Raw genomic sequence first — 23,701 nt, forward strand, 5'->3', positions numbered from 1 at the left:
CCCTGGAACTCCGCCGATCAGCGAGACCGCGCCTAACAAGGTTTTGGTTGGAGGCATGGCGGCTTATCTGTTCAACTCCGGTGGACCTGAGCTGGCCCGCTATCTGGCCGAGATCCAGACCAACGTCCCCTGCCAGGAGGGTGTGGCGGTGAGAGACCTGCCACGCGATTGTCAGGAAAGCGCGGGCACGCCCGACATTCTCTTCGCCAAACTCGATGAATGGGGCCACGAGGCGATGGTGATCCCGCACGGCACCACCTGGGGCTTCTATACACCTCTCGGCTCTTCCTGGGACAAGCAGATCGCACCGGGCATGCACGACCCGAACCGCCAGCGAATCATCGAGGTCATGAGCGGCCACGGAAACGCGGAAGAGTTTCGCCCGTTCAACGAAGTGACAACCGATGCGGATGGAGAGCGTCGCTGCCCAGCGCCGAACAGCAACTACCTGCCGTCGTGTTGGCGCGCGGGAGAAATCATCGAGGCGCGGTGCATGGGCGCCGGTGAAAGCTCCGAAGAGTGCGCGGGCCGCGCCGAGATCGCGCGGCAAAATTACGTAGATGCGTATCGCAATAGTGGCGCAAATACGGTTCCCGGCGTGGAAACATCCGAATGGCAGGATTCGGGTCAGTGCCGTGACTGCTTTCAGCCTACGTTCAACTACAGACCAAAGAATTCGGTTCAGTACATCCTCGCGCTGGGGCGACCGGGACGAGACGATGACAGCGGCCGCTTCCGCTTCGGCATGATCGCCGCGAGCGACAATCATTCCGCGCGACCCGGTACGGGCTACAAGGAGGTCGCGCGCTCGGAATTCACCGAGGCGCGCTTTGGCAACTTCATTGATACACCTCTGGGCTACAAGGCAAAGTCCAAGCCAAAAGCATACTCGGAGAAGTACGATCAAAAGTTCAGCACCGCGGTCTTCGCCATCTTCGAAACCGAACGCGCTGCTTCCTTTTTCTTGAACGGCGGCCTGGCGGCGGTTCACAGCAACGGACGCAGTCGAGAAGAAATTTGGGATGCGATGCAACGCCGGGAGGTCTACGGAACCAGTGGTCCGCGCATTTTGCTCTGGTTCGATCTCCTGAATGGGCCGGACGGTGCGCCGCAACCCATGGGCAGCAGTGTCGAACTTCGGGAGCCGCCCATCTTCCAGGTGCGCGCGGTCGGTTCCTTCGAACAGAAGCCCGGCTGCCCGGCCGACGCGCTTTCGGCGATGAGTGAGGACCGCATCGATCGCTTGTGCCAGGGTGAGTGTTACAACCCATCGGACACCCGGCGTCCCATCACCAGAATTGAGGTGGTGCGCATACAGCCTCAGCTGAACGCTGACGAAGAAATCGTGGGACTGATCGACGATCCGTGGAAGGTCATTCCGTGCCCTGGGGACGGTGGGGGCTGCCGGGTCGCATTCAGCGACCCGGAATACGAACGACTCGGACGCGACGTCATCTACTACGTACGCGCAATCGAGGCCCCGAGTCTCGCGGTCGGCGCGAATCCATTGGGGTGCAGCTACGACGAATCGGGGCGCTGTGTCGAGGTTTCGCCGTGTAGTGCGCGCCCCAACGACGACGACTGTCTCGCAGAAACCGAAGAACGCGCGTGGTCATCGCCCATCTTCGTCGATCAACCGCGGGTTGAAGGCGAAAGCTGAGACGCCACCCGATCCCCGTTCCTCAACCTGCGCCTCGTGAATTTTCCGGCTTTGTCCTCGCGTCGCAGCGCAGCCAATTGAAGAACCCACGCCCCATCACCCGCGAGGCTTCAGAGCCGCGCATCCTGCGTGGTCGTGGATATTGCCAGTGGCATGATGATGGTCACGGTCGTACCTGCGGCGGGTTCGCTGGCCACCGACAGTGTGCCGCCAAATTCGACCGCAATGCCTGCCGCGACGCTCAGCCCGAGCCCGGTTCCACCCTCCTGCTGACGGGTCGTGTAAAACGGATCGAGCACGCGGCTCGTATGCTCGCGCGGGATTCCCCTGCCATCGTCCGTAACCGCAATACAGACCTGCTCCTCCCGCGCCTGGAGCTGAATCGAAATGTTGGCACCCGAAGCATTCGATTCGATCGCGTTGTTGATGATATTGACCAACACCTGCTCCATCTCGATCGGATTCACCAACACGGGTGTGGGACGGCCGTCCTCCGTAACCTTGATCGTTGCATGATTGGACTTTGCATAGGACTGGGTGGCGTTGAGCGCGCGCTGCAGCACGTCTCCAAAGTCTTCGGCCCACCGCTCGGTTCGCGCACCGCGGGAATACTGCAACATGCTGCGAACGATTCGCCCACAGCGTCTGGCTTGCGCGACCGATTCGAGCAGCGCTTCCTTCCAAACCGAATCGGCGTCCTGGTCTTCTTCGCAAAGCAATGCGTATTCAGCCGAGTTCAATATCGACCCGATGGGGTTGTTGATCTGATGGGCAAGGCCCGACGCGAGGGTTCCCACGGACGCGAGGCGCTCGGCCCGGCGAAGCCGGGTGAGCGTTTCTTCGAGCTCCTGGGTGCGCTGGGCAACCTGGGTTTCGAGATGGTCTTGCTGCTGGGCCTGGGCACGCTCGAGTTGTTTCTGCTGGGTGATGTTGCGGGTACGAGACAAGATGGCGAGTGGTTCGTTCCGATCGTCGGTCAACAGCCAGGCGCATACCGAAACCGGGACCACCGAGCCGTCTCTACAGCGCATCTCGCGCTCGCGCTCCGGAGAAATCCCCGTGGTCTCGAGTTGTACGAGATCTTCCTGCAACTGCTCGGGGTCAACGTCCGCAGAGCGCAGGTCCGAATACAGCATCTGCTCGAGGGTTTCCTTCGAGTAGCCGGTCAGTTCACAGAACGCGCCATTGACCTCCATGATCTTGCCATCGGCTACGGTGAGGAATGCCATTGCATCTCGACTGGTTTCGAACAACTTTCGGTAGCGCCTTTCGGCGATGGACACTTTGGCTTCGATCAGCAGTTGCTCAGTGACGTCCCACAGAATCGACATCGCATGGGTCGCCCCGCTCTCGATTTGAATGGGACAAGACGACACCTCGAAGGTATGAGTACTTCCGTCCTTGTATATAATGTCCGTGAAAATCTCGATGGAATCTCCGTTGATCACACTGTTGAGCGCCGCAATCATCTCTTGTTGTGAATCCGGGTGAATGAACTTCAAAAGGGGCTGGCCCACGATTTCGGATTGATCGAATCCTGATTCCTTCAATACGGTGTGACTTGAGTCCACGATCACACCTGTATCATCGACCTCGATCATCTCGAGCTGCGGATTATTGGAAAGGGCCTGGAAGCGAAGACGGTCCTCGCCCCTTTCGCGTTCGGCGCGGCGTCGCTCGATCAGGTCCACCACCCAATCGGCAAAGTCTTGAAGAGTTTTGCGGTCGTATTCACTGAATGATCTCTCCTTCAGATCCGCAATGCACAGCGTGCCGAGGATATGACCTTCCGAGTTTCGAATTGGAGCACCGGCGTAAAAGACGATCCCCTCCCCGTTGTCGACCAGGGGATGAAGCTTCGCGACCGGATGTTTTCGCGCGTCGTTTAGCTGCACGACCGATCCAGTCTTGATGACTAGTTCACAGAGTCCATCCTCCCGCTCGAGACAAGTAGGCTCGAACCCGACACTGGACTTGATCCAGATGTAGTCAGCATCGATGATAGTCGCCATTGCGATCGGAACACCGAAGACGCGCGCAGTCATGCGGGTGATGCGATCGAGTTGTTCGTCGGGAGGAGCATCGATCGCACCACTGCGCAGAATTGCGGCGATGCGAGCTTCCTCAGTAGATTCGAATTCCTTTCGCGAGGGGTCATTCATCGTTATGCACTCCGGCAAACATCTTGGGATGGAATTTTGGATCTTGGCCAGTTCGGGCCCAGGCAGGAGAGGCGCAACATACCACGATCCCAACGCAGAGTGTTGAACATTGATTGACAATCAATGTTGCCAAACCCCGCGGACTCGCGATTTTCGGCGACACTTTCGAGTTTCAAGTATGAGAATCAACCGAGCTTGAACCAGCCCGCATGATTCAGCCCGCGGGCATTTTCCCGGCGTGTTTGTCGCGGGGTACGCGACAGCCGCTACTCGTCGATCTCCACAGGAGGTGCGAGGGGACTGAACTCTTGACTCAGCAAGGCCGCCTTGAAGAAATCTCGGTTGAGCTCGGCGATGAATGTGACGGGAATGCCCTTGGGACAGACAGCCTCACATTCATAATGGTTTGTGCAGCCACCGAAGCCCTCGCGATCCATCGCTTCGACCATATGAACGGCGCGCTTCATGCGTTCGGGTTGTCCCTGCGGAAGTCGACTGAGTTGCGCCGTCTTGGCTGCGACAAACAGCATCGCCGAAGCGTTGGGGCATGCGGCCACACACGCGCCACAGCCAATGCACTGGGCGGCGTCGAACGCGGCCTCTGCATCCTCTTTTGCGATGGGAATTGAATTGGCGTCCGGTGCGGACCCAGTATTGATCGAGACGTACCCCCCGGCCTGGATGATTCGATCCAGCGCACGGCGGTCGACCACGAGGTCCCGAATGACCTTGAATGCCCTCGCTCGCCAGGGTTCGATCGTGATCGTGTCGCCGTCCTTGAAGTGACGCATATGCAACTGACAGGCGGTCGTTTCCTTTTGTGGTCCGTGAGCAATGCCGTTGATCACCAGCGAACACATGCCACAGATTCCCTCGCGGCAATCGTGATCAAACGCGATTGGAGTTCCTCCGGATACGATCAGCGACTCGTTGACTTGATCGAGCATCTCGAGAAACGAGCTGTCTTCACTGACATCGTTGGCCTGATAGACCTCCATCCGGCCTTCGCTTTCTTGATTTTCCTGGCGCCATACGTGGAGTGTCAGATTCACTTGTAACTCCTGGTCGAGAGTTCCACGTTCTTGAATACAAGGGGTTCCTTGGAAAGCGCTGGCTTGTTCCCGACGCCGGTAAACTCCCAGGCCGCAACATAGGCAAAGTTCTCGTCGTCACGCTTGGCCTCGCCGTCGGGAGTTTGATGCTCTTCTCGGAAGTGCGCGCCACACGATTCGTCGCGATCCAGGGCGTCGTAACAGAGCACCTCGGCAAACTCGAGAAAATCCGCCACCCGAGCGGCTTGTTCGAGGCTTACGTTGAACTCTTCGTTCTTTCCCGTCACGCGCACATCCTGCCAGAAGCGGTCGCGCAGGGTCGAGATATCAGCGATCGCTTTCTTGAGCCCGTCTTCATTGCGTGCCATTCCGCAGCCTTCCCACATGATGTGACCGAGTTCTTTGTGAAAGGAATCTACAGAGCGAGTGCCGTTGACGTCCAGGAGCTTCTGAATCGCGGCGCGGGCCTCGTTCTCGGCATCGCGAAACTCCGCAAGCTCGGAATCGACCTTCGTAAGCCTCGTGGCGCCCAGGTAGTTGCCGATCGAATCGGAGATCACGAAGTAACCATCCGCCAGCCCTTGCATGAGCGCACTGGCGCCCAGGCGATTTGCGCCGTGATCAGAAAAATTCGCCTCCCCCATCACGAAGAGCCCTTCGACCGTGCTCATCAAGTGGTAATCGACCCACAAACCTCCCATCGTGTAGTGGGAAGCCGGATAGATACGCATTGGACGCTCGTAAGGATTCTCTCCGGTGATCTTCTGGTACATATCGAAGAGATTTCCGTAGCGCTCCTTGATGGTGTCCTTGCCCACCCGATCGATCGCATCCCTGAAGTCGAGATACACACCCCGGCCCAGGGTTCCGACCCCTCGCCCCTCGTCGCAAACCTCTTTGGCCGCGCGCGAAGAAATATCTCGCGGGCTGAGGTTTCCAAACGCCGGGTATTTACGTTCGAGGTAGAAATCGCGCTCTTCGTCGGGAATGAGCCAGGGGTCGCGATCGTCTCCGACCGCCTTGGGTACCCAGATGCGTCCGTCATTGCGCAGGGACTCGCTCATCAAGGTGAGTTTGGATTGGTACTCGCCAGCGACCGGAATGCACGTCGGATGAATCTGCGTGTAACAAGGGTTCGCAAACAGCGCGCCCTTCTTATAGGCGCGATAGGCAGCGGTGACGTTGCACCCCATGGCGTTGGTGCTGAGATAAAAGACGTTTCCGTATCCGCCCGTCGCAAGAACGACCGCTTCACCGGCCCAGCGCGCGATGCGTCCCGATACCAGGTGCCGGGTGATGATCCCCCGCGCCCTCCCATCGACGATCACCACATCGAGCATTTCCACCCGAGAGTGCATTTTGACCGTACCCGCAGCGATCTGTCGGCTCAGGGCGCCGTAGGCGCCGAGCAATAGTTGCTGACCGGTCTGGCCCCGCGCATAGAACGTTCGCGAAACCTGGGCGCCACCGAACGAGCGATTGTCGAGCAGCCCACCGTATTCCCGGGCAAAGGGAACTCCCTGGGCCACGCACTGATCGATGATGCGCGAACTGATTTGTGCAAGCCGATAGACGTTGCTCTCTCGCGCACGAAAATCGCCTCCTTTTATCGTGTCGTAAAAGAGTCGCTGCACACTGTCGCCGTCGTTCTGATAGTTCTTCGCGGCGTTGATGCCACCCTGGGCTGCGACACTGTGCGCCCTTCGCGGGCTGTCTTGAAAACAGAAACAATGAACGTCGTAACCGAGTTCGCCCAAGGTCGCAGCCGCAGAAGCGCCCGCAAGCCCTGACCCGACCACGATCACGGTATATTTTCTCCGATTTGCGGGGTTCACGAGCTTCATGTCGAAGCGAGACTTCTCCCACTTCTGTTCCAGCGGACCGTCCGGTTCTCGGCTGTCGAGGTTCACATCATCCCCCTGGTAGACCAATGACCCCGGCGTACACCAGGATGGGAATAGAGCAGTTTCCGATCACGAAGATCGCTACGACCGTGAGATTCGCCGCGCGAATTGCTCCGTTGTAACTGGTGTGATTGATACCCACCGTCTGAAACAAGCTTCGGGTTCCGTGAAAGAGATGGAAGCCGACCAGGTTCATCGCGACGACGTACGCACCACAGATCCACGGGTTGCGAAAGCCGTTTACCACCATGGAGTAGACGTCGTGTCTACCCGCTGCATCGACACTCCCGAAATTCTCCGGTGACACCACGCCAAAGGTGAAGTGAAGCAGGTGGCCCACGACGAACACAATTACCAGGAACCCCGTGAACACCATGTAGCGAGAAGCCCAACTCGATTGATAAACCTGAGACAGCGAGTATCGGGTGGGTCGAGCGGCGCGGTTCTCACGGGTGAGTTGCACCGCCGCATAGATGTGGATGCCGAACACGAGAGCAAGGCCCAAGCGCATGAAAATCAACAATGGATGGCCCTGTAGCCAGGACGCGTAAGCGTTGATCGCCTCGGGTCCCTGGAACAGAGCCATGTTGCCGAGCATATGGCCCAGCAGAAAGCCGAGTAGCATGGCTCCGGTCACGGCGATGACGAGTTTGCGACCAATCGATGTACTGAAGAGTCGAATCAGCCTATGCATTTGCGAATCCGATCCTCCATGGTTTGACATCCCGACGCGAATCGCGACTCGTCCAATGATGTCGGTTGCGACACTTCTTCGCACTGCCAAAATTCTCTCAGAAACCGAACGATAATGGAATCCCAAAACCATGCGTTCGCTAGTTCTCGAGGTGAGGGGCTGAGCACACAGCCCGATATTCAAGCTTGCAACAAGTTTGGTAGAACGTAAATGGATCGCGCCTTGCCCGATGCGCATGAGGGTAGAAGCTACCGCTACTCCGCTTCGATCTTGGGGTAGGCGGGCTCCCACATCATCTGCGACACCCGATTTTTGATTTCGCCGTCCGGAATTTCGTTCCCGAGTCCGAGGTCGTTCGCTTCGCGTATTACGGCACAGGCGATGCGGTGGGTGATTTCTCGCAATGTGGTCAGTCGCGGAAACAGCGTTCCCTCGTCGAGGTCTTGCTTTTCAACCGACTCGGCGACAATTTCCGCGGCGATCGTGAACATGGAATCCGTCACCTCGCGCACATCACCTACCAGGCACGCGAGCCCGACCCCCGGAAACACGAACACGTTGTTGCTCTGACCGATTCGGAATGAACGTCCTTCGTATTCAACCATCGGAAAGGGGCTACCGGTCGCAACGAGCGCATGTCCACCCGTCCAGCGAATGATATCCGCGGGCGCCGCTTCACACTTGCTCGTGGGATTGGAGAACGGAAATATCGCGGGCTCGGAACAACCCTTGTGCACCGCGCGAACCACCTCCTCGGTGAACGCGCCGGCCTGGCCCGAGGTCCCGATCAGAATCGTGGGCTCGAGCGCGTCCACGACCTTGAGCAGATCAATCGTTTTGCCTGGATCGAGCCCGCATGCGCGCGCGAGTTTGTCCGGCCATGCGAACACACGTTTGAACTCGTCAGAAATCTCTCGACTGTCGACCAGCATTCCGCGACTGTCGATCAAGGCGATCGCCCGGATCAGCGCTTCCTCCGAGAGACCCGCGCGATGCATCGCATCCCGCAACTGGTGAGCGATTCCGACACCTGCCGCTCCAGCGCCCAGGATCACGACCCGCTGTTGGTCGATCGGGGTCCCGGTCTTTCGGCCAGCCGCAAGCACTGCGGCCAAACCCACGGCCGCGGTGCCCTGGATGTCGTCGTTGAAGGATGCGAGATCCTTGCGGTACCGAGCGAGCAATTCGATCGCGTTGTTCTTTTTGAAGTCTTCCCACTGCAAGAGCGCTCGCGGGAAGCGATGCTTCACAGCCTCGATGAACTCCGCGACAAACGACTGATAGGGTTCCCCTCGAAGTCTCGCTTCGCGTACCCCTACATACTCCGGATCGTCGAGCAGCGTCTGGTTGTCCGTGCCCACGTCGAGACAAATGGGCAGGCAGTGACGCGGATGAATCCCCGCCGCCGCCGTGTAGAGGGAAAGCTTCCCGATCGGAATCCCCATACCACCGGCACCTTGGTCCCCCAGCCCCAGGATGCGCTCGCCGTCGGTGACGACGATCAAGCGGATGGAACCGTTGTCTGCGTTTGCAAGTACCTCGTCGATGCGGCCCCGATCGTCTGGGGTAATCCAGACCCCGCGACCACGCCTGAAGATCTGACTGAACGATGTGCACGCCTCACCGACGGTAGGCGTGTAGACGATCGGCATCAGCTCTTCTATATGGTCCTGCAACAAGCGATAGAAGAGCGTCTCGTTGCGGTCCTGTAGTGAGATCATGCCGATGTACTTTTCGAGATCGGGAGACTTGCGCGCGATGTTGTCCAGGGCCCGCTTCACCTGGGCTCCGATCTCCGCGACTGCCTTTGGAAGCAACCCTTCGATCTTCAGTGTGCGACGTTCTTCGGCACTGAAACCGGTTCCCTTGTTGAGCAGCGGATCGGACAGGATGTCGATCCCACGTTTATCGGTTTTGACCACCAGGCTGCCGTCCCGCGCTTGAACGAAGTTCGTCGCCATCGCGATCCTCCAGTCGAAGCGGATCCGTGCAGCTGTCGCAGGGGGCCGAACGACACCCCATCCTACACCGAATCGCGAAAGGCGTCCCTCAAAAGACCTCGGGACACCACGGGAGCAGGCTCCAGGCAAACATGCGGTCGAGTGACTCGATGGCCGCGGGAGTGCCCGCGATTCTGCCGGCCCGGGCCAGGGTTGTCGCTCGGTGGCCGCCCAGGAAGAGTGTTCCCAACGCGTCGATCTCGAGACGGACGTCGGGGTCGGCCTGGATGCGGCGACACTGCGCTGCCTTTCCATCAGCAATAAGTTCGTAACTGCCGCTGTTCTCCGGCAGATAGGGATCGTGGATGCCCAGAACACAGCGCCCACTTTCGGAGTACACGCGACCGGAGAGCGCGCGGGGGATGTCGAGCACGCGAAGCCAGAGACTGTCCTGGAATCTGCGCTCCACCCGACGCGGTTCGGTCACGCGCCACGGGAGTTCGTCGTCGACCGCCATGTTCCAGAAGTTGACCTTCGGAAAGAGATCGATGTCCATGATGAAGCGCCACAGCGCGTCGCTCGCCTCGGCTGTGGCGGCGAACAACTCGATTACGCGAATATTGCCTTCGGGAAATTCATCCCACTTTTCCTGCTGCTGATAGATGACGTAGCCGTCGACACCCTCCTCGCCGCTGCAGATGACGAAGCGTTTGGCGCTGTATCCCTCTCGCTCGGACTCGACGTCTCGAAAGGTAGTGCTCTTCCACCAGCCGGCGCTGCGGGTGAACATGCCGGGGCGTCCCTGACGCACCCGGTCATACACTTCTGGCAGCACCTTGCAGGCTTCATCCGGCTCGATCGTGCGCAGGTTCCGGTCCGCGGGCTCACCGACGAAGTGGATTCTGCGCGAGTCGGCCTTCATCTCGCAGAGCTCCGCTGCGGCGCCGTAGCCGAACTGCTGGTAGATGGAAGATTCCGAACACCACAGCCCGGCCAGGGGCTCGCCGCGGTCGCGTATGTCTTTTATGTGCGCGCTCATCATCCCGCGCAGCAGGCCGCGGCGGCGGTGGGTCGGCTGAACCGAGACCACCGTGGTCCCGCCCATCGGCAGAATCCCGCCCGGCACGGTGAGGTCCAGGGTGAAAGCCGCGCAGGTCCCCACGAGCTGATCGCCGTCGAATCCTGCAATCATGCGATCGAGATCCAACACCTCGAGCAGCCGGAACTCGTCCGCCTCGGGGAGGGGGTCGCCACCAAAGGCGCGGGTCAGCTGCCGCTGAAAGAGATCAACCTCAGCAGCCGCAATCGTTCGAATCGTCAAGTCGCGTGTCGGGGACATGGGAAGGCGAGAACATCGCCGACTCCAAGGCGCTGTCAACTACTGATCGGCAAAAACGCCTCCACGGTGTAACGCGGAACTTGCGTCAAAGCGGTTCAGCCGGATTCGTTTTCGGCGCCGGGTTCGCGCCGGGTCAGTCCACTGTAGGCGTCGGTCGCGTCGCGACCCTCGTAGATGACGCCGTAGACCTCCCGGGCGATCGGTAGATCAATATCGTACTTGGCGCCGAGCTCGACCATGACTCGGCTGGTCTTGATCCCTTCTGCTACCTGATTCATGTCCGCGGTGATCTCATTGATTGTCCGGCCGCGACCGAGTTCTTCGCCTACGAAGCGATTTCGACTTTGTCGGCTCGCGCAGGTTGCAATCAGATCGCCAATTCCTGCGAGCCCGGCGAAGGTCGCGGGTTCGCCGCCCATCGCGACCCCGAGCCGCGTCAATTCTGCCAGACCGCGGGTCATCACCGCCGCCCGCGTATTGTCCCCGACCCCCAACCCGTCTCCCATCCCCACCGCAATCGCAATCACGTTCTTGAGGGCGCCGCCCAATTCGCAACCCACCACGTCGTGGTTGGTATAGACGCGCAACAATCCCGAATTGAAGACGCCCTGTAGTTGACGCGCGACGTCCGCATCCCTGAACGCAATGACGCTCGCCGCGGCAAAGCCCGACATGATTTCTTTCGAGAGGTTCGGCCCCGTGAGCGTACCCGCTCGGTGGTCGGGAAGAACTTCGTTGATCACTTCGCTCATCCGAAGATTCGAATCCGGCTCGAGTCCCTTGGCGAGACTCAAAATGGGCACCCAGGGTCGGATGTACTGCTTCACCTTTCCCAACAATTCGCGCATTCCCACCGAGGGAACGCCCATGACCAGGACATCCGCATCCCTCACGGCCTCCTCGAGGGAGCCCGTCGCCCGCAGGCGGGACGACAATTCGTGCCCGGGCAGGTATTTGGAATTGCGATGTTCGGCGTTGATTTCGGCCGCGGTTTCTTTTCGACGACACCACAGCAAGGTCGGGACATTCTCCGTGGCCAGATGAGCGATCGTGGTGCCAAACGACCCTGCCCCCAGTACGGAAACGCGAAGATCCATGCTCTATATCCTCCCCAATTCTCATTCGCGACCGATCGGATCTGGGTCCGCTGCCGAGGGATTATGCATCCTGGGGGCCTGATCGCCAAGAACGGCCTCATGACAGTTTGCCCTGCGAATCTGGTCGCCGCCGCGCCTTCCAGTGACTAAACTCTTCATTATCTTCCACAACTCGGGGAAGGAGTTGCCGTCTCGATGTCAACAGAATCAACTGGCTTCACAGAGTGCTTGTGACCACTGCCTCTCCAGCAAGTCCCGACCGAGAAGAGCAGCTCCTCCGCCTTCAGCGGATGGATCGCAAGCTCGTCGAGGGGCTGTTCAAACACCCCGGTGTGGTCAACCGACGCTGTGAGAACCAACTCCGCTACGCCCTCGCACTCGCTGCGCTCGATACGTTTCAGCCCGGCGCGGCCAAGAAGGGAGGCCTGACGAATCGACCCGATGTCGTCGTGCGCTCCCAACTCCTGGCGGGTTGGCGAAGAAGGGTATTGACCAACCTGGGCAATGTCCTGGTCCAGACCAAGAACAGCCGCGAGCGCGTCGAGGCCGCAAATCGCGCGCTCTACCCGATGCTCCCGAACCTCGCGAAGACCCGGGCCGAGGTGATCAGCAAGTACGTCAACGATTTCAGTGCCCGGGAACTCGACCAGGAGTTGGGAATCAAGACCTTGGTAACTGTCGCCGGGGGCGGAGGTGGGTCGGGTTACGTGTATCTGGGCGCATGGGACGTGCTCCAGAGCGCGGGGCTCATCCCGGGCTACGTGATCGGCGCTTCGATTGGCGCGGTGCTCGGGCTGTTCCGCGCACGCGATCGCTTTGCGGATTTTGATGAATACCTGCGCCTCGCGAAGAAAATGCGCCGCGACCAGGTCTTTCGTTTTCTGAGCATCAAGACCCGCTACGGCCTGCCCGGGATCATGCGTCTCTATCTGCACGCGGCCATCGGCGGTGCATTCCGAGACGACCAGGGCTGCGAGCTCCTGTTGCCCGATCTCGACATTCCGTACGAAGCGGTGGTCGCCGGCGTGCGTCGCCGGGCGCTCGGCGAAGATCCAGAACAATACGCGCGCTCCCATCACCTGGCACTGGACGAGCAGCCGAGTCCATTGCAATTGCGCGCCCAGATCGCATCGCAACTCGTACGACTCGTTGGCTTCATCAATCCGCGCGCGGTGCAAGAAATCGTGATCGGCGCCGACAAGCTGACTGAAAAATTCAACGCGATCGACGCCGCAGGATTTTCGGCGGCCATTCCCGGTATTTTGCACTACGACGTCACCGGAGACGATCCACGCATGCACTCGATCCTGCGCGAATTGATGGAGCGTGAAAACGTCATCGCGTTGGTGGACGGTGGCGTGGCAAACAACGTCCCCTCCCGGACCGCGTGGCGTCAGGTGCGATCTGGCAAGATTGGAACCCGCAACTGTTACTTCCTGGCCTTCGATTGTTTTCATCCACAGATGGGCTTCGGCCACATCTGGCTTCAGCCGATCACGCGACTGGTCGCGTATCAGGTTCAACTCAGTCGACGCTATGCCCAGAAACGCATCGAGTTCCGGCCGACGCTCTCTCCACTGAACCTGCTTCCTTCGGCCGAAGAACTCGACCGATCGATCGGCTGGGGGCGCCGCCAGATGTCGCAATCTCTTCCTGAAATTCAGAAGAGCTTCGAACGGGTTCGCTGGGTCGCACCGGCCAATTGATGTCTGCAGGAGAAAAGCGTTGACCGATCGATCGGCCTCGGAGCCACGAGCAGGATGCAGCCCGGAGCAACCTCAGTCCCATGAACCCGTCGCTCCGATCCCCGGATGGTACGGATCCGTACCGACCGAGACCCAGATCGAGGATCCCTATACCGGATTCAATCAGCTGCGCGAAACCCAACCGGTCAACTTCACTCCGGAGGGGAATTGGCGGCTTTCCCGGTATCAGGATGTCCAGCATCTGTTGCGCGGGGCGTCGGCGGGCATGCGTTTGACCAACGGTCTGATTCCCGGTCAAGATGAATCAATGCCGGGTACGGGGCTGTTCATGTTGCTTCAGGATCCACCGACGCACACGCGCTTGCGAAAGCTGGTCAAGAAGGCCTTCACCCCGCGAGCCATCGAGTCGTGGCGACCCCGGGCGGAAGCGATCACTTGCGGGCTGCTCGATCGCGTGGCCGAGAGTGGAGAGATGGATCTGATCGCCGATTTGGCGCGCCCGGTTCCAGCGACCTTGATCTGTGAGTTGCTGGGTGTCCCAACTGAGGACCAGGAAGACTTCACGCAATGGACCACGGACGCCACTCACGGACTGCTCATATTGCGCGGTCTCGGCGATGAAGCGTTGGAAAAGAGAGTCGCAGCCGCGAGCATGTCATTGCTCGGCTACTTCAATCAACTCATTGAATCGCGCCGGGACAACCCGGGTGATGACCTGTTGAGCGTGTTGATCTCCGCGGAAGAAGACGGAGACAAACTCAACCCACTAGAACTGCTCTCCCAGTCCATCGGTCTGTTGATCGCCGGATTCGAAACCACGATCGGGCTGATTGGAAACGGCTTGACGACGTTGATTCAACATCCCGAGCAATTGGCAAAGCTTCGCGCTCATCCCGAACTCAATGCGAGCGCAGTAGAAGAATGCTTGCGCTATTCGGGCCCGATCCTCGCTTCGGTTCGCGTTCTGCACGAGGCGACCATGTTTGGGGGTTATGAAATTCCCCGGGATACCGAGATCATTGCGATCCTGGCGAGCGCCAATCGCGATCCGGAGATCTTCGAAGATCCCGACCGCTTCGACGTCGCTCGCTACGCACCGGGACGTGATACCCCTGCGCACCTGTCCTTCGGCGGCGGCGCACACTTCTGCCTGGGTGCGCACCTCGCGCGCCTCGAGACCGAAATTGCGATCGGCTCTCTGGTGCAGCGCTTCGATCAACTGGAACTCGTAGACAAGACCACCGAATGGGGCCGCTCGCTATTCCGGGTCCCCGGTAGAATTCCGATCAAGTTCAAAGCGATGAAAGCCTGAGCCGAAAAAATGATCCACCACTGGAGGGGTCTTCATGATTCGATCGTTCGCACAACTACTCGTGGCCTGCGCGTGGGTCGCGTCGATTTCATCGATCGCTTTGGTGGCGTCCCTCGCTTCTGCGGAGGGGAATGAAGCCGATTGGTATCCCTCGAAATGGGGCGCCGACGATACCCTTGGCGCAATCAATGAACTCTCTCCCCAAGGCGTGCTCGAAGCCGCAAAACTGATCAAGACCGGGAAGACCTACTCGCTGGCTGTCGAAACCGGCCGACACACCCCGGCCTTTGGCTCGCGCAGCTTTCAGCTGTTTGCGGTCGCGAGCGGAGATGGATCCGGCGCGGTGATGGGGCGCAATCGCGGGACCTTCAACGACGATTGGATGACGACCTGGCTCGGCATCGGCACCCAGATCGACGGACTCGGTCATCTGGGGATCGAGCACGTCTACTACAACGGCACCCACGTTTCGGACTTCTGGCGAGCCGATGGTCTGACGCGCTTCGGCACACATTTGCTACCGCCCATCGTCACTCGCGGGGTTCTACTCGACATCGCCGGCCTCAAGAAGGTCAAGATGCTCGCTGGCGGAACGCCAATCCATGTGAGCGACATCAAAGCTGCAGCGAAACGCCAAGGCATCGAGTTGCGGCGAGGCGACGTCGTCATCTTCAACACCGGGTGGCAGGAACTCGCAACCACGGATCCAGAAAAGTTCATGGCAACGGAACCTGGGCTCGACGTGGACGGTGCAGAGTACCTCGCCACGATTGGCGTGGTGGCGATCGGCGCGGATACCTGGGGGCTCGATGTACTTCCGAACCCCGATCCCGAACTCGTGTTTCCAGTGCACCAGATCCTGCTGGCCAAGAACGGCATCTACGTGCTCGAAAACATCCGGACCGATGAACTTGTGGCGGATTCCGCATGGGAGTTCTTGTTCGTCCTCGGCCAACCGAAGTTCGTCGGCGCGGTGCAGATGGTCATCAATCCTATCGCGATTCGTTAGCCGCCAGCACCCAGACAACCCTTGTTCCTGGGGCTGTTGCTCGATCGATAGCGGTTTCTTCAAAAGGCAGCATTTCGATTTGCTCTGCGCTGATGAGAAAATTGGCCGCGAGAATGTCGTCGATAAAGATTCACTCGCAGCCTAATGACACTCCTTTCACTTGATTGAATTCGGAGTTCTTCCGATCCATTTGCCTGACGTTTCATCGCGTTGTTTCGCGAGCGGAGCTTGCACGTGGACAATCCTCAGTCTGATGAGAAAAGAACCAGAGCTTCCTCTGGTGGCTTGACGGCCGTCTCGCTGCTGCTTCGCGGCGCACTGCTGAGCTCCGCAGGATACGTTCTTGTTGTTCAATGGTGGTTTGGAGGCGAGGCGAGCGCAGCACATGGCGCTGCCGCAGTAACACTTCCCGTGCTGCTCTACCTCGCCGGAATTGGATTCAAAATTCAATCGGAGACAGCCGCGCTCGTACGTGCTGAGCGCGGAGACTTCTCCACGCAATTCTCGAGCCATTCGATTGACTTCATCGGAGCGAGTGGGCTCACAGACGCGACCCGCCACCTGCTCTCCACGCTGCGCCAACAGCTTCAGCGTGACAAAATCGATTGGGAAGCCGTGCGCACCGAGCAGATGGCGAGTTCGCGGCTGCAAGCCCTGATCGACCAGTTGCCACTCGGGGTCATCACGACCGACGTCAATCACCAGGTTTCGCTCGTCAATCCGGAAATGGAACGAATCTTCAAGATCGGCGAACTCCCCGAACCGAGCAGCGGATGGCTGAACTCGAACCTGAGATTTGCCCACACTTCGTTCGAGTTTCTAGACGACGTGTTCCCCCTGGAAGACAGCGACAGGAGTCCTCGAACGCGACTCGTGGGTTTCGGCGCGGAACTCATCGAATTCAATGTCGTCCGGGTTCGAGATGTTGCGGGGGGAGACCTCGGCCTGTTGTTGGTCGGAGAGCGCATGACGGATCAAATCCGAGAGCAGGTCGCAGAGCGTACCAAGAACGAATCCCTCGGAGCGATGCTGAGGCAAATCTCCGAAACCCTTTCGCCACTGGCGGATTGCGCCCAGGCTCTGCAACAAGTCGGAGAGGTCGCGACGGACAACGCACGCCTGACCTCGCAACGAGCTGCATTGGTTGAAGACCAGTGTCGGGGCGTGTCGGAAAACATGAGCCAGGCTCAAGAAGAGCTTTCCCGCATGTGCGGAGAAGTGGAGCGGATTGCAGATCACTCGTTGGACGCGTCCAATATCGCCTCCAACGCCGTCGAAGCCTGTGGACTGGCGAAGGTCGGCATGCTGGGTCTTGCCAAAAGCGGTGACGCGGTCTTCAAAGTCATTGAACTGATCCGTTCGATCTCGGCCCAGACCAATCTGCTCGCCCTGAATGCAGCCATCGAGGCCGCGAGCGCCGGCCAGTTTGGCCGCGGATTCAGTGTCGTGGCCAATGAAGTAAAGGCCCTCGCAGGAGAAACCGCCAAGGCCACAGAAGAAATTGAATCGCGCATCAATTCGATTCAAAGTGAAACCAAATCGGCCATCGGACACATCGAGGAAATCGATGAACTCATCGATTTGATCAGTGGCGCTCAAACAAAGATTGTCGACGGCCTGATGGACGAAATTGAGCGCTCAGGGGAACTCAATCAGCGGGTCGCCGACGCCACCAGTAACACTGTTGTGATCCAGGAACACATCAGCGACCTGACCGAAGCCTCGAAGAGCACGATCTCGCACACTGCGGATTCGCACCAATCCGCAATCATGCTCGCCAGCTCAGCCCGGCGGCTCACCAGGCTGATCGTCGCCTTCGAGGCGTGCCGCGCAGACAAACCGTTCGAGTCGATCCAGGCTACTGCTACTGATGACCATCAGGCCCAGGGTGGAGAAATAGAGCTCTTCTGAGCGAGAACCGGGCAGAACCAACGGGCTGTTAGGCGTACACTACCCGCGTGAGCCAATCGGCGACCAACGCGGGCTTGGTTTCACCTTCGATCTCGATTGTCATGGTCAGGGTCTGTTGGACCGCGTTTCGTTTGAGTTCCACCTTGGAGAGCAGCCGGTGTACGCGAATCCGTTTACCGACCTTGACGGGGTTGATGAAGCGAACCTTTTCGAACCCATAGTTGACACCCATCACCATGCCTTCCAGGCGAGCGGGGTCGGGATTTTCCGGATTCGCCGAAGACGCCAGATGCGTGAGCAACGATAGCGTCAGGAACCCGTGGGCAATCGTCCCTCCAAATGGTGTCTGCTTGGCGCGCTCGGGATCGACGTGAATGAACTGGTGATCGTGGGTGACGTCTGCAAACTGGTTGATGATATCCTGGTTGATCTCCATCCATTCGCCGGTTGCCTCTTCGACACCTTCGACTTCCTTGAAGAGTTTGAATGCCTTTTCTGCTTTGTCTGACATGTTCTGATGTTCTCCCTGCATGGTGAGCCTGCGCGAGTTCTGGTTAGCCGTCAGCGAGAGTCTTCTCGTAGAAGGCGTGGATATCCGAGATGTGTTCGTCCAAGTCTTCGAGCTTCCATCCATCGGTTGAAATTGGCGGGTGGACTACAACCTCGACTGTAGCGGGTCGAGTGACGATCGCGTGTCGTGGCAGGGCGTCGAGCGCATTCTTGAGCACGATGGGAACGATCGGAATCCCCGTCGTCATTGCCATGCGGAACGCACCATTCTTGAAAGGGCCCAACCTCTTGGTCACACTGCGTGTTCCCTCGGGCGCGATCTTGATCGAGAGACCCTGGCGCACGGCTTCTTCTGCACTCCTGAGTGTGTTGGTCGAATTTTCGCGGTCGCCGCGCTCGACGAAGACCGTACCTGCGAGTTCCGCCAACCGGCCAAAGATTGGCGTGTCTCTGAGTTCTTGCTTCGCGACGCCCACGACATCTCGACGCAGCAGGTGCGACATGATCATTGAATCGAGTCCGCTCTGGTGGTTATAGATGAAGACCGCCGGACGATGGGACCAAAGATGTTCTTCGCCGTCGACCTGAATTTCGACACCGGTGAGCGAAGTCGAAAGATCGGCGTAGGTTGACATCATCATGTCCATGCCTCGGCGCAGGCTACCGCTCGCAATCGCAGCGGGGATGGCCACCAGGGCAGCGGGCCCCATGGCACCCAGCGAAGCTGCAAAACCGATCATCTCGCGCAGTCCCGGTCGGCCGCGACTCTGAAATCGGAACACTGGCCAACCGTTGCGGCTGGCAATCTGGGAGAGTTCGCTGTCGGGATTGACGAGCCGAGGTTTCCCTACGATGTCGAGCAACGGCAAATCGTCCCGACTGTCTGTATAGAAGTAGCTCTCCGAAAGATCGAGATCGTACTTCTCCGCAAGAGCCAGGCCAGCCTCGGCTTTACCCTCGCGAAAGCATGCCGGTCGCACGACCTTGCCCGTGAATTTTCCGTCCACGAATTCGAGTTCGGTACACAGCACATGTTCGATCTCGAGTTCCCGCGCCAGCGCATCGACCTGAAAATGGGTCGCCGACGAAATGATGGCAACCGTGTGGCCCATTCGTTGGTGCGCCTCTACGAGCGCGCGGCTTTCGGGATAGATGTCGGTCACAAGACGCTGATGAAAAACCCGCTCGCCCACTTCGTTGAGTTCTTCTTCGGTCGATCCAACGAGATCGCCGGAGGACTCTTCTACAAAGGCGGGAAAGCTCGTCTGCCTCAGACCAAAGCGAACAGCACCGCCGATCGAAGCCACGGTCTTCGACAGGCCGATGCCCTCGCTCGCCATCTTGTCGCGCAAGAAGGCGGTGACGGAAAAACCCGCGAGCAGAGTACGGTCGACATCAAAGAAGGCGCCGATCTTGGGGCCGCTCGGGCCGCGAGCGATTGCCCGGGTGAGTTCTCTGCGAGAAGCCATGGTTTCGTCTCCAGGTAATGCGTTCAAGGAACGCGTTCAGGCGGTACGTATCTGTATCGCCTGATTACGGGTCGAGATCGAAAGTAATGCCGGATGCTCGAGCAAGCTGGTCAAAGGAAGCGTCGATCAGGTTCGTGAAAACGCCGAGGTCTGGAACCAGGTCGTAGTCGGCGTTGAATCCCCAGCACAATTTCCCGTCGTAACTCACCACTGCAATTCCCAGCGCGGTCGCCTCGGCGATTGGCATCTGAGAGTACTGGGACAGCAATCTGGCGCCCAACAGGTAGAGGGGATACTGCGGACCGGGGATGTTCGTCACCATCATGTTGTAGGCAGGCGCGCGGAAAGCCGAGCGACTTGCCAGGCTCAACAGGACGGTCGGCGTCCACTCCGCCGCGGCCATGATCAAGTCTGCGTCCATGGCCCGGTCCGATGTCTTCAGTTCTTCGGTAATGTCGCGAATCGTTTCCAAGCGCTCGAGCGGGCGAGGCTCTTCTACCGGAGCCTTGACGATCCACTGTGAGATCAGGCTTTTCGTCGGTTGGTCTTCCGGCTCGCGAATGCTTACCGGCGTGGCGATTCTAAAATCGAGTCCAGCAAGATCTTGACCACGCCCGAGCAAAAACTCGCGCACAGCACCCGTTACGATCGTGAGCACCACGTCGTTGAACGTGCAGCCGACTGCCTTGCGAATGGCCTTCACTGCGGATAGATCCATCTCCAACCAGTCGAAGCGCCGATGTGGGCCGATCGGCTCGTTCAATGGTGTCTTGCTGGGAACATCCCGAAAGTTCTGCACGGCCCCGACAATAGACCTCGCGCGAGTTGTGATCTCATTTCCCAGTTCGCTGATCTCTTGAACCGCTGCGCGTATGCCGCGGGCGGCCCGTCCAGGCAAGCCGAGGTATCTGACGATCTCGTCGCGCAAGAGATCTACCGCCCCGGGAGTCGGCCGCGGCATGTAGGCCTGCGGCTCCTCGGGTTCGGTGATGTCTGGTGATGTCGCATGGAGAACTTGCACCAGATCCTGTCCCGCCAGACCGTCGAGCATGCAGTGATGAATCTTGTGGATCACCGCGAAGCAATCGCCCTCCAATCCTTCGACGACCCAGGCCTCCCAGAGTGGCTTCGTCTTGTCGAGAGACTTTGCCATGATGCGCGACGAGAGTCGCTTGAGCTGTGTCAGGCTGCCGGGCCGGGGCAGACTTGTATGTCGAATGTGATAGTCGAGATTGAACTCTTCGTCGTCTACCCAAACCGGATGCCCCACACCGGGAATCCATCGAAGCTTCTGGCGATAACGAGGGATGCGGTGCAGCACGGCTTCGATCGCCGCCTTGTAGGCATCGATATCGACGCCACCACCTTGCGTCGCGAAAGGCCCGGACTCGTAGATCAGTGTTGCTGCAATGTGTAACGGGATCGATGGTCTTTCGAGGATCAAAAACGAAGTATCGGTCGCGGACAGACGTTCGTAGTTTCCTTGTGACATCTCACATCCCTTTCGCGCTCGCTACACGAGGGCACCTGCGCGACGAGCAGAAGCCAGTGCATCAATGACATCAATGCGCCGACTCGTTTCTCGTAGTTCGTCGACCAGGCGTTCGCGCGCTGCCGCAAGCGTGCTCGGCTCCCCGACTAGAAGCCCTCGATTGCGGGCAAGACTGAAACCATTCTGGAGCAGGATCTTCGAAACAGATTCGGCGCTTCGGATACGTCTCTGCAGGGTGTACTGCTTGCCCCAGACCATGCATTCGCTCAGTAATTTTGATTCATCAGCCACGGGTTCGCTACCCAGCATCACGAGTCTGTCGGCGACAATTTGATAGGCGTCGAGAAATGTCCGCAGGGTACGGTGGGCATGAAAGGGCCGAATTTGTTCAAGAAAACTCCGGGCGGCTACGGGGTCGTCGAGATGCTCTTTCCAGTTCTTCGACTGGAGAGAGAGTTCTTGTTTAATCTCCTCGCGAAAATCGTCTTTATCGGCAAAAAAGAACTCGAATTTGAGCAGATCCCGAAGGCCCATGGCCTCATCCCAAAACTTCTGGGCCGAAGTTCCCGGATCACTTTCCGAAGCACGCAGCAGGGCGAGCTCGACGATCGCGCTGCTCACGAGAAAATGGATCACCGTGTTGCGGTAGTACGCGGCCGACAGGTGTTGGCCCGAGGCAATCGAGTAGATCACCTCGGGACCTTCATCAAAGCGCGCGAGCACGCCGCTTTTCACCAGAAGATCGAGGGTCTGCTGGATTTCTTCATGGGAGCCGAACGACAGCGTGGACGTCGTGGGCAAACCACGCCGGGTCACGAAGTCGACGAGATTTGTCAATGAGATGTGAATCTCGCTCAAACTCATCGCGCGGTCGCCGCAACCGAGCAACGCGACCATGGCGAGAGATATTGGAGTAATGGGCGTCACACGATTGATCCGGGTACAGACTTCGAATGCCAGCTTGGGAACTGTGAGGTCGTTGTACGCGTCTCCGTTTCCATTCTGATCTGGGGGCCCGAGCGCCGCGCGCAAGGAAAGAGGTTCGCCGAAGCGAAGGTCGATGTTGCCGTATTTCAATCCAAGCCGACGCATGAACCTGATGAACCAGGTGAAGCCCTCGGCTTCTTTTGCTGCACCGCGTTCTTCCCTCGAGTAGTCGCCAACCTCTGAGATCTGGTCGTAGGCAATGGATACCGGGATCAGGATGACGTCTTCACTCTTGCCCCGGCGATACGAATCCACCACGTAGGACAGCATCCCGTATCGGGGTGGCAGCATCTTCCCCGAGCGTGATCGCCCCCCTTCGATGTACCACTCGAGTGGAAAACGTTTTTCGATCAAGAAGTCGATATAGGCCCGCAGGACAAATTTGTAGACCTCGTTGTCACCAAAGCTCCGGCGAATGAAAAAGATCCCCGCGCGACGAGCGAGTGGGCCCAAGGGAAAGAAGTTCATGTTGATGCCACCCGCCGTGTGGCTTGGCGGCATCCCGTCTTCGTGAAGTACGTGAAACAAGACCACGTGATCGAGGTTGGACTTGTGGGAGGGGAGGAATACCACCGAGTGTTGCTGGGCGAGCTTGCGTATTTCTTCGATCTTTTCTTGATCGAAGCGCAGGGCATCGTAGCCTCGGATTGCAGCGGAGCGCGCCAACTGAGCGAAGATGTCGATCATCATCGGACTGTGTTTTGCGGCGATCTCCTTCAGGTAGCGCGCGGCTGTGCGACGCACGGCGGCGGGTGAGCGACCTTCGTCTCGCGCGAACTGGTCGAGCCCGCCGCGAAAGGACGGTCGCGTGAGAACCTCCTCGTGCAAAAACCGCGGAACCTTGTATCGAGCACCACGTAACTTGCGTTCGGCGCGGTCGAGGGCGAGCGCGGCCTGCCGGGCCACAAAATGGGCGAGGCCGACGGTCTCGGCGACATCTTGGCTCGAAGCCAACGCCCAACGCGCTCGAAGATCCGAAACAGTTGCCGGTTCGGCCGCGATCACGCGAACGCGATCTGGCGACAAACGCGCTATGAAGCGCGCGCGCAAACGACCGGGATCGCGCGGGTCGCCAAAGCGAAGCAAGTCGAACAGACTCGCGACACGTTTCCCCTGCTTTTCGATCGGGAGCCAGATCACCCGCAACGGAGTCAGCAGCGGATCGTTCGAGGTGGCCAGGGCGGGTTCGAGCGGATCCAGCCGCGAAATTCGCGGTCGCCTTGAAGGTGGAATACAGAACGCCTCGACTTCTCCAGGTTTGACGTCGTCGGGTCGCGTGCGTTCGATCCAGCTGCGCAGAAGCGCTTCTTCGAACGAAGAAGCTGCGTCGAGAAGGAATACGACCCCCCGCTTCCCGTGCGCGGGCCAACTGGGCTTCAGCTCTTGCGCCAATCCGGGCGCGGGGTTCGGCATCGGGCGACTCCATTCCGGCAACGGGGTTCCCGCCACGGTCGCGG

At 59.0% G+C, this 23,701-nt stretch carries 16 protein-coding genes; 5 read left to right on the forward strand and 11 right to left on the reverse strand.

Annotated features, from left to right (window positions below):
* Positions 1–55 precede the first annotated feature (55 nt).
* Positions 56–1,660, forward strand: a complete 1,605-nt coding sequence (locus IH881_05705) for a DUF3604 domain-containing protein (protein ID MCH7867173.1) — start codon at positions 56–58, stop codon at positions 1,658–1,660.
* A 110-nt stretch (positions 1,661–1,770) separates the two neighbouring features.
* Here IH881_05705 and IH881_05710 read toward each other — a convergent pair whose 3' ends face one another.
* The 7 genes from IH881_05710 to IH881_05740 form a co-directional block, all read right to left on the reverse strand.
* Positions 1,771–3,822, reverse strand: a complete 2,052-nt coding sequence (locus tag IH881_05710; protein ID MCH7867174.1) for a PAS domain S-box protein — start codon at positions 3,820–3,822, stop codon at positions 1,771–1,773.
* 266 nt (positions 3,823–4,088) lie between these two features.
* Positions 4,089–4,874, reverse strand: a complete 786-nt coding sequence (locus IH881_05715) for a succinate dehydrogenase/fumarate reductase iron-sulfur subunit (protein MCH7867175.1) — start codon at positions 4,872–4,874, stop codon at positions 4,089–4,091.
* A complete protein-coding gene (locus IH881_05720) occupies positions 4,871–6,784 on the reverse strand; it encodes a fumarate reductase/succinate dehydrogenase flavoprotein subunit (GenBank protein MCH7867176.1) in 1,914 nt (637 codons plus the stop codon). Before IH881_05720 ends, IH881_05715 begins: the two co-directional genes overlap by 4 nt.
* Before the next feature lies 1 nt (position 6,785).
* Entirely contained in the window at positions 6,786–7,472 is a 687-nt protein-coding gene (locus tag IH881_05725; protein ID MCH7867177.1) for a succinate dehydrogenase cytochrome b subunit, read from the reverse strand.
* Between the two features lie 254 nt (positions 7,473–7,726).
* Positions 7,727–9,433 (reverse strand): NAD-dependent malic enzyme, encoded by a 1,707-nt coding sequence (locus IH881_05730; protein MCH7867178.1) that lies wholly within the window; start codon positions 9,431–9,433, stop codon positions 7,727–7,729.
* Positions 9,434–9,521: 88 nt separating this feature from the next.
* Complete coding sequence (locus IH881_05735) at positions 9,522–10,751, reverse strand: GNAT family N-acetyltransferase (GenBank protein ID MCH7867179.1); 1,230 nt, start codon at positions 10,749–10,751, stop codon at positions 9,522–9,524.
* A gap of 95 nt (positions 10,752–10,846) precedes the next feature.
* On the reverse strand, positions 10,847–11,848 hold the full coding sequence (locus IH881_05740) for an NAD(P)H-dependent glycerol-3-phosphate dehydrogenase (protein MCH7867180.1): 1,002 nt from the start codon (positions 11,846–11,848) through the stop codon (positions 10,847–10,849).
* Positions 11,849–12,078: 230 nt separating this feature from the next.
* Here IH881_05740 and IH881_05745 point away from each other — a divergent pair, with 230 nt between their 5' ends.
* The 4 genes from IH881_05745 to IH881_05760 all read left to right on the forward strand — a co-directional run bounded on the left by IH881_05745 (position 12,079) and on the right by IH881_05760 (position 17,786).
* Positions 12,079–13,554, forward strand: coding sequence for a patatin-like phospholipase family protein (locus tag IH881_05745; protein ID MCH7867181.1), 1,476 nt, complete (start codon positions 12,079–12,081; stop codon positions 13,552–13,554).
* A gap of 19 nt (positions 13,555–13,573) precedes the next feature.
* On the forward strand, positions 13,574–14,866 hold the full coding sequence (locus tag IH881_05750) for a cytochrome P450 (protein MCH7867182.1): 1,293 nt from the start codon (positions 13,574–13,576) through the stop codon (positions 14,864–14,866).
* Between the two features lie 34 nt (positions 14,867–14,900).
* Entirely contained in the window at positions 14,901–15,875 is a 975-nt protein-coding gene (locus IH881_05755; GenBank protein MCH7867183.1) for a cyclase family protein, read from the forward strand.
* Between the two features lie 234 nt (positions 15,876–16,109).
* Positions 16,110–17,786 carry a hypothetical protein gene (locus tag IH881_05760; protein MCH7867184.1) on the forward strand — a complete coding sequence of 559 codons (1,677 nt, stop codon included), beginning with the start codon at positions 16,110–16,112 and terminating at the stop codon, positions 17,784–17,786.
* 28 nt (positions 17,787–17,814) lie between these two features.
* On the opposite strand, the gene IH881_05765 is transcribed toward IH881_05760, so the two are convergent.
* The 4 genes from IH881_05765 to IH881_05780 all read right to left on the reverse strand — a co-directional run bounded on the left by IH881_05765 (position 17,815) and on the right by IH881_05780 (position 23,657).
* Positions 17,815–18,297, reverse strand: coding sequence for a MaoC family dehydratase (locus IH881_05765; GenBank protein ID MCH7867185.1), 483 nt, complete (start codon positions 18,295–18,297; stop codon positions 17,815–17,817).
* A 43-nt stretch (positions 18,298–18,340) separates the two neighbouring features.
* Positions 18,341–19,765 carry an HAD-IB family hydrolase gene (locus tag IH881_05770; GenBank protein MCH7867186.1) on the reverse strand — a complete coding sequence of 475 codons (1,425 nt, stop codon included), beginning with the start codon at positions 19,763–19,765 and terminating at the stop codon, positions 18,341–18,343.
* 64 nt (positions 19,766–19,829) lie between these two features.
* Positions 19,830–21,257: a wax ester/triacylglycerol synthase family O-acyltransferase gene (locus IH881_05775; protein ID MCH7867187.1), complete on the reverse strand. Its 1,428-nt coding sequence runs from the start codon at positions 21,255–21,257 to the stop codon at positions 19,830–19,832.
* A 21-nt stretch (positions 21,258–21,278) separates the two neighbouring features.
* Complete coding sequence (locus IH881_05780) at positions 21,279–23,657, reverse strand: glycerol-3-phosphate 1-O-acyltransferase (GenBank protein ID MCH7867188.1); 2,379 nt, start codon at positions 23,655–23,657, stop codon at positions 21,279–21,281.
* Positions 23,658–23,701: the final 44 nt, after the last annotated feature.

It is taken from the genome of Myxococcales bacterium, from assembly GCA_022563535.1.
Classification (GTDB): domain Bacteria; phylum Myxococcota_A; class UBA9160; order UBA9160; family UBA4427; genus DUBZ01.

Bases quoted from the DNA above. Each gene is read 5' to 3' on its own strand.
- IH881_05705 (MCH7867173.1), top strand. From the start codon at position 56: ATGGCGGCTTATCTGTTCAACTCCGGTGGACCTGAGCTGGCCCGCTAT.
- IH881_05710 (MCH7867174.1), bottom strand. From the start codon at position 3,822: ATGAATGACCCCTCGCGAAAGGAATTCGAATCTACTGAGGAAGCTCGC.
- IH881_05725 (MCH7867177.1), bottom strand. From the start codon at position 7,472: ATGCATAGGCTGATTCGACTCTTCAGTACATCGATTGGTCGCAAACTC.
- IH881_05730 (MCH7867178.1), bottom strand. From the start codon at position 9,433: ATGGCGACGAACTTCGTTCAAGCGCGGGACGGCAGCCTGGTGGTCAAA.
- IH881_05735 (MCH7867179.1), bottom strand. From the start codon at position 10,751: ATGTCCCCGACACGCGACTTGACGATTCGAACGATTGCGGCTGCTGAG.
- IH881_05740 (MCH7867180.1), bottom strand. From the start codon at position 11,848: ATGGATCTTCGCGTTTCCGTACTGGGGGCAGGGTCGTTTGGCACCACG.
- IH881_05755 (MCH7867183.1), top strand. From the start codon at position 14,901: ATGATTCGATCGTTCGCACAACTACTCGTGGCCTGCGCGTGGGTCGCG.
- IH881_05765 (MCH7867185.1), bottom strand. From the start codon at position 18,297: ATGTCAGACAAAGCAGAAAAGGCATTCAAACTCTTCAAGGAAGTCGAA.
- IH881_05770 (MCH7867186.1), bottom strand. From the start codon at position 19,765: ATGGCTTCTCGCAGAGAACTCACCCGGGCAATCGCTCGCGGCCCGAGC.
- IH881_05775 (MCH7867187.1), bottom strand. From the start codon at position 21,257: ATGTCACAAGGAAACTACGAACGTCTGTCCGCGACCGATACTTCGTTT.
- IH881_05780 (MCH7867188.1), bottom strand. From the start codon at position 23,657: ATGCCGAACCCCGCGCCCGGATTGGCGCAAGAGCTGAAGCCCAGTTGG.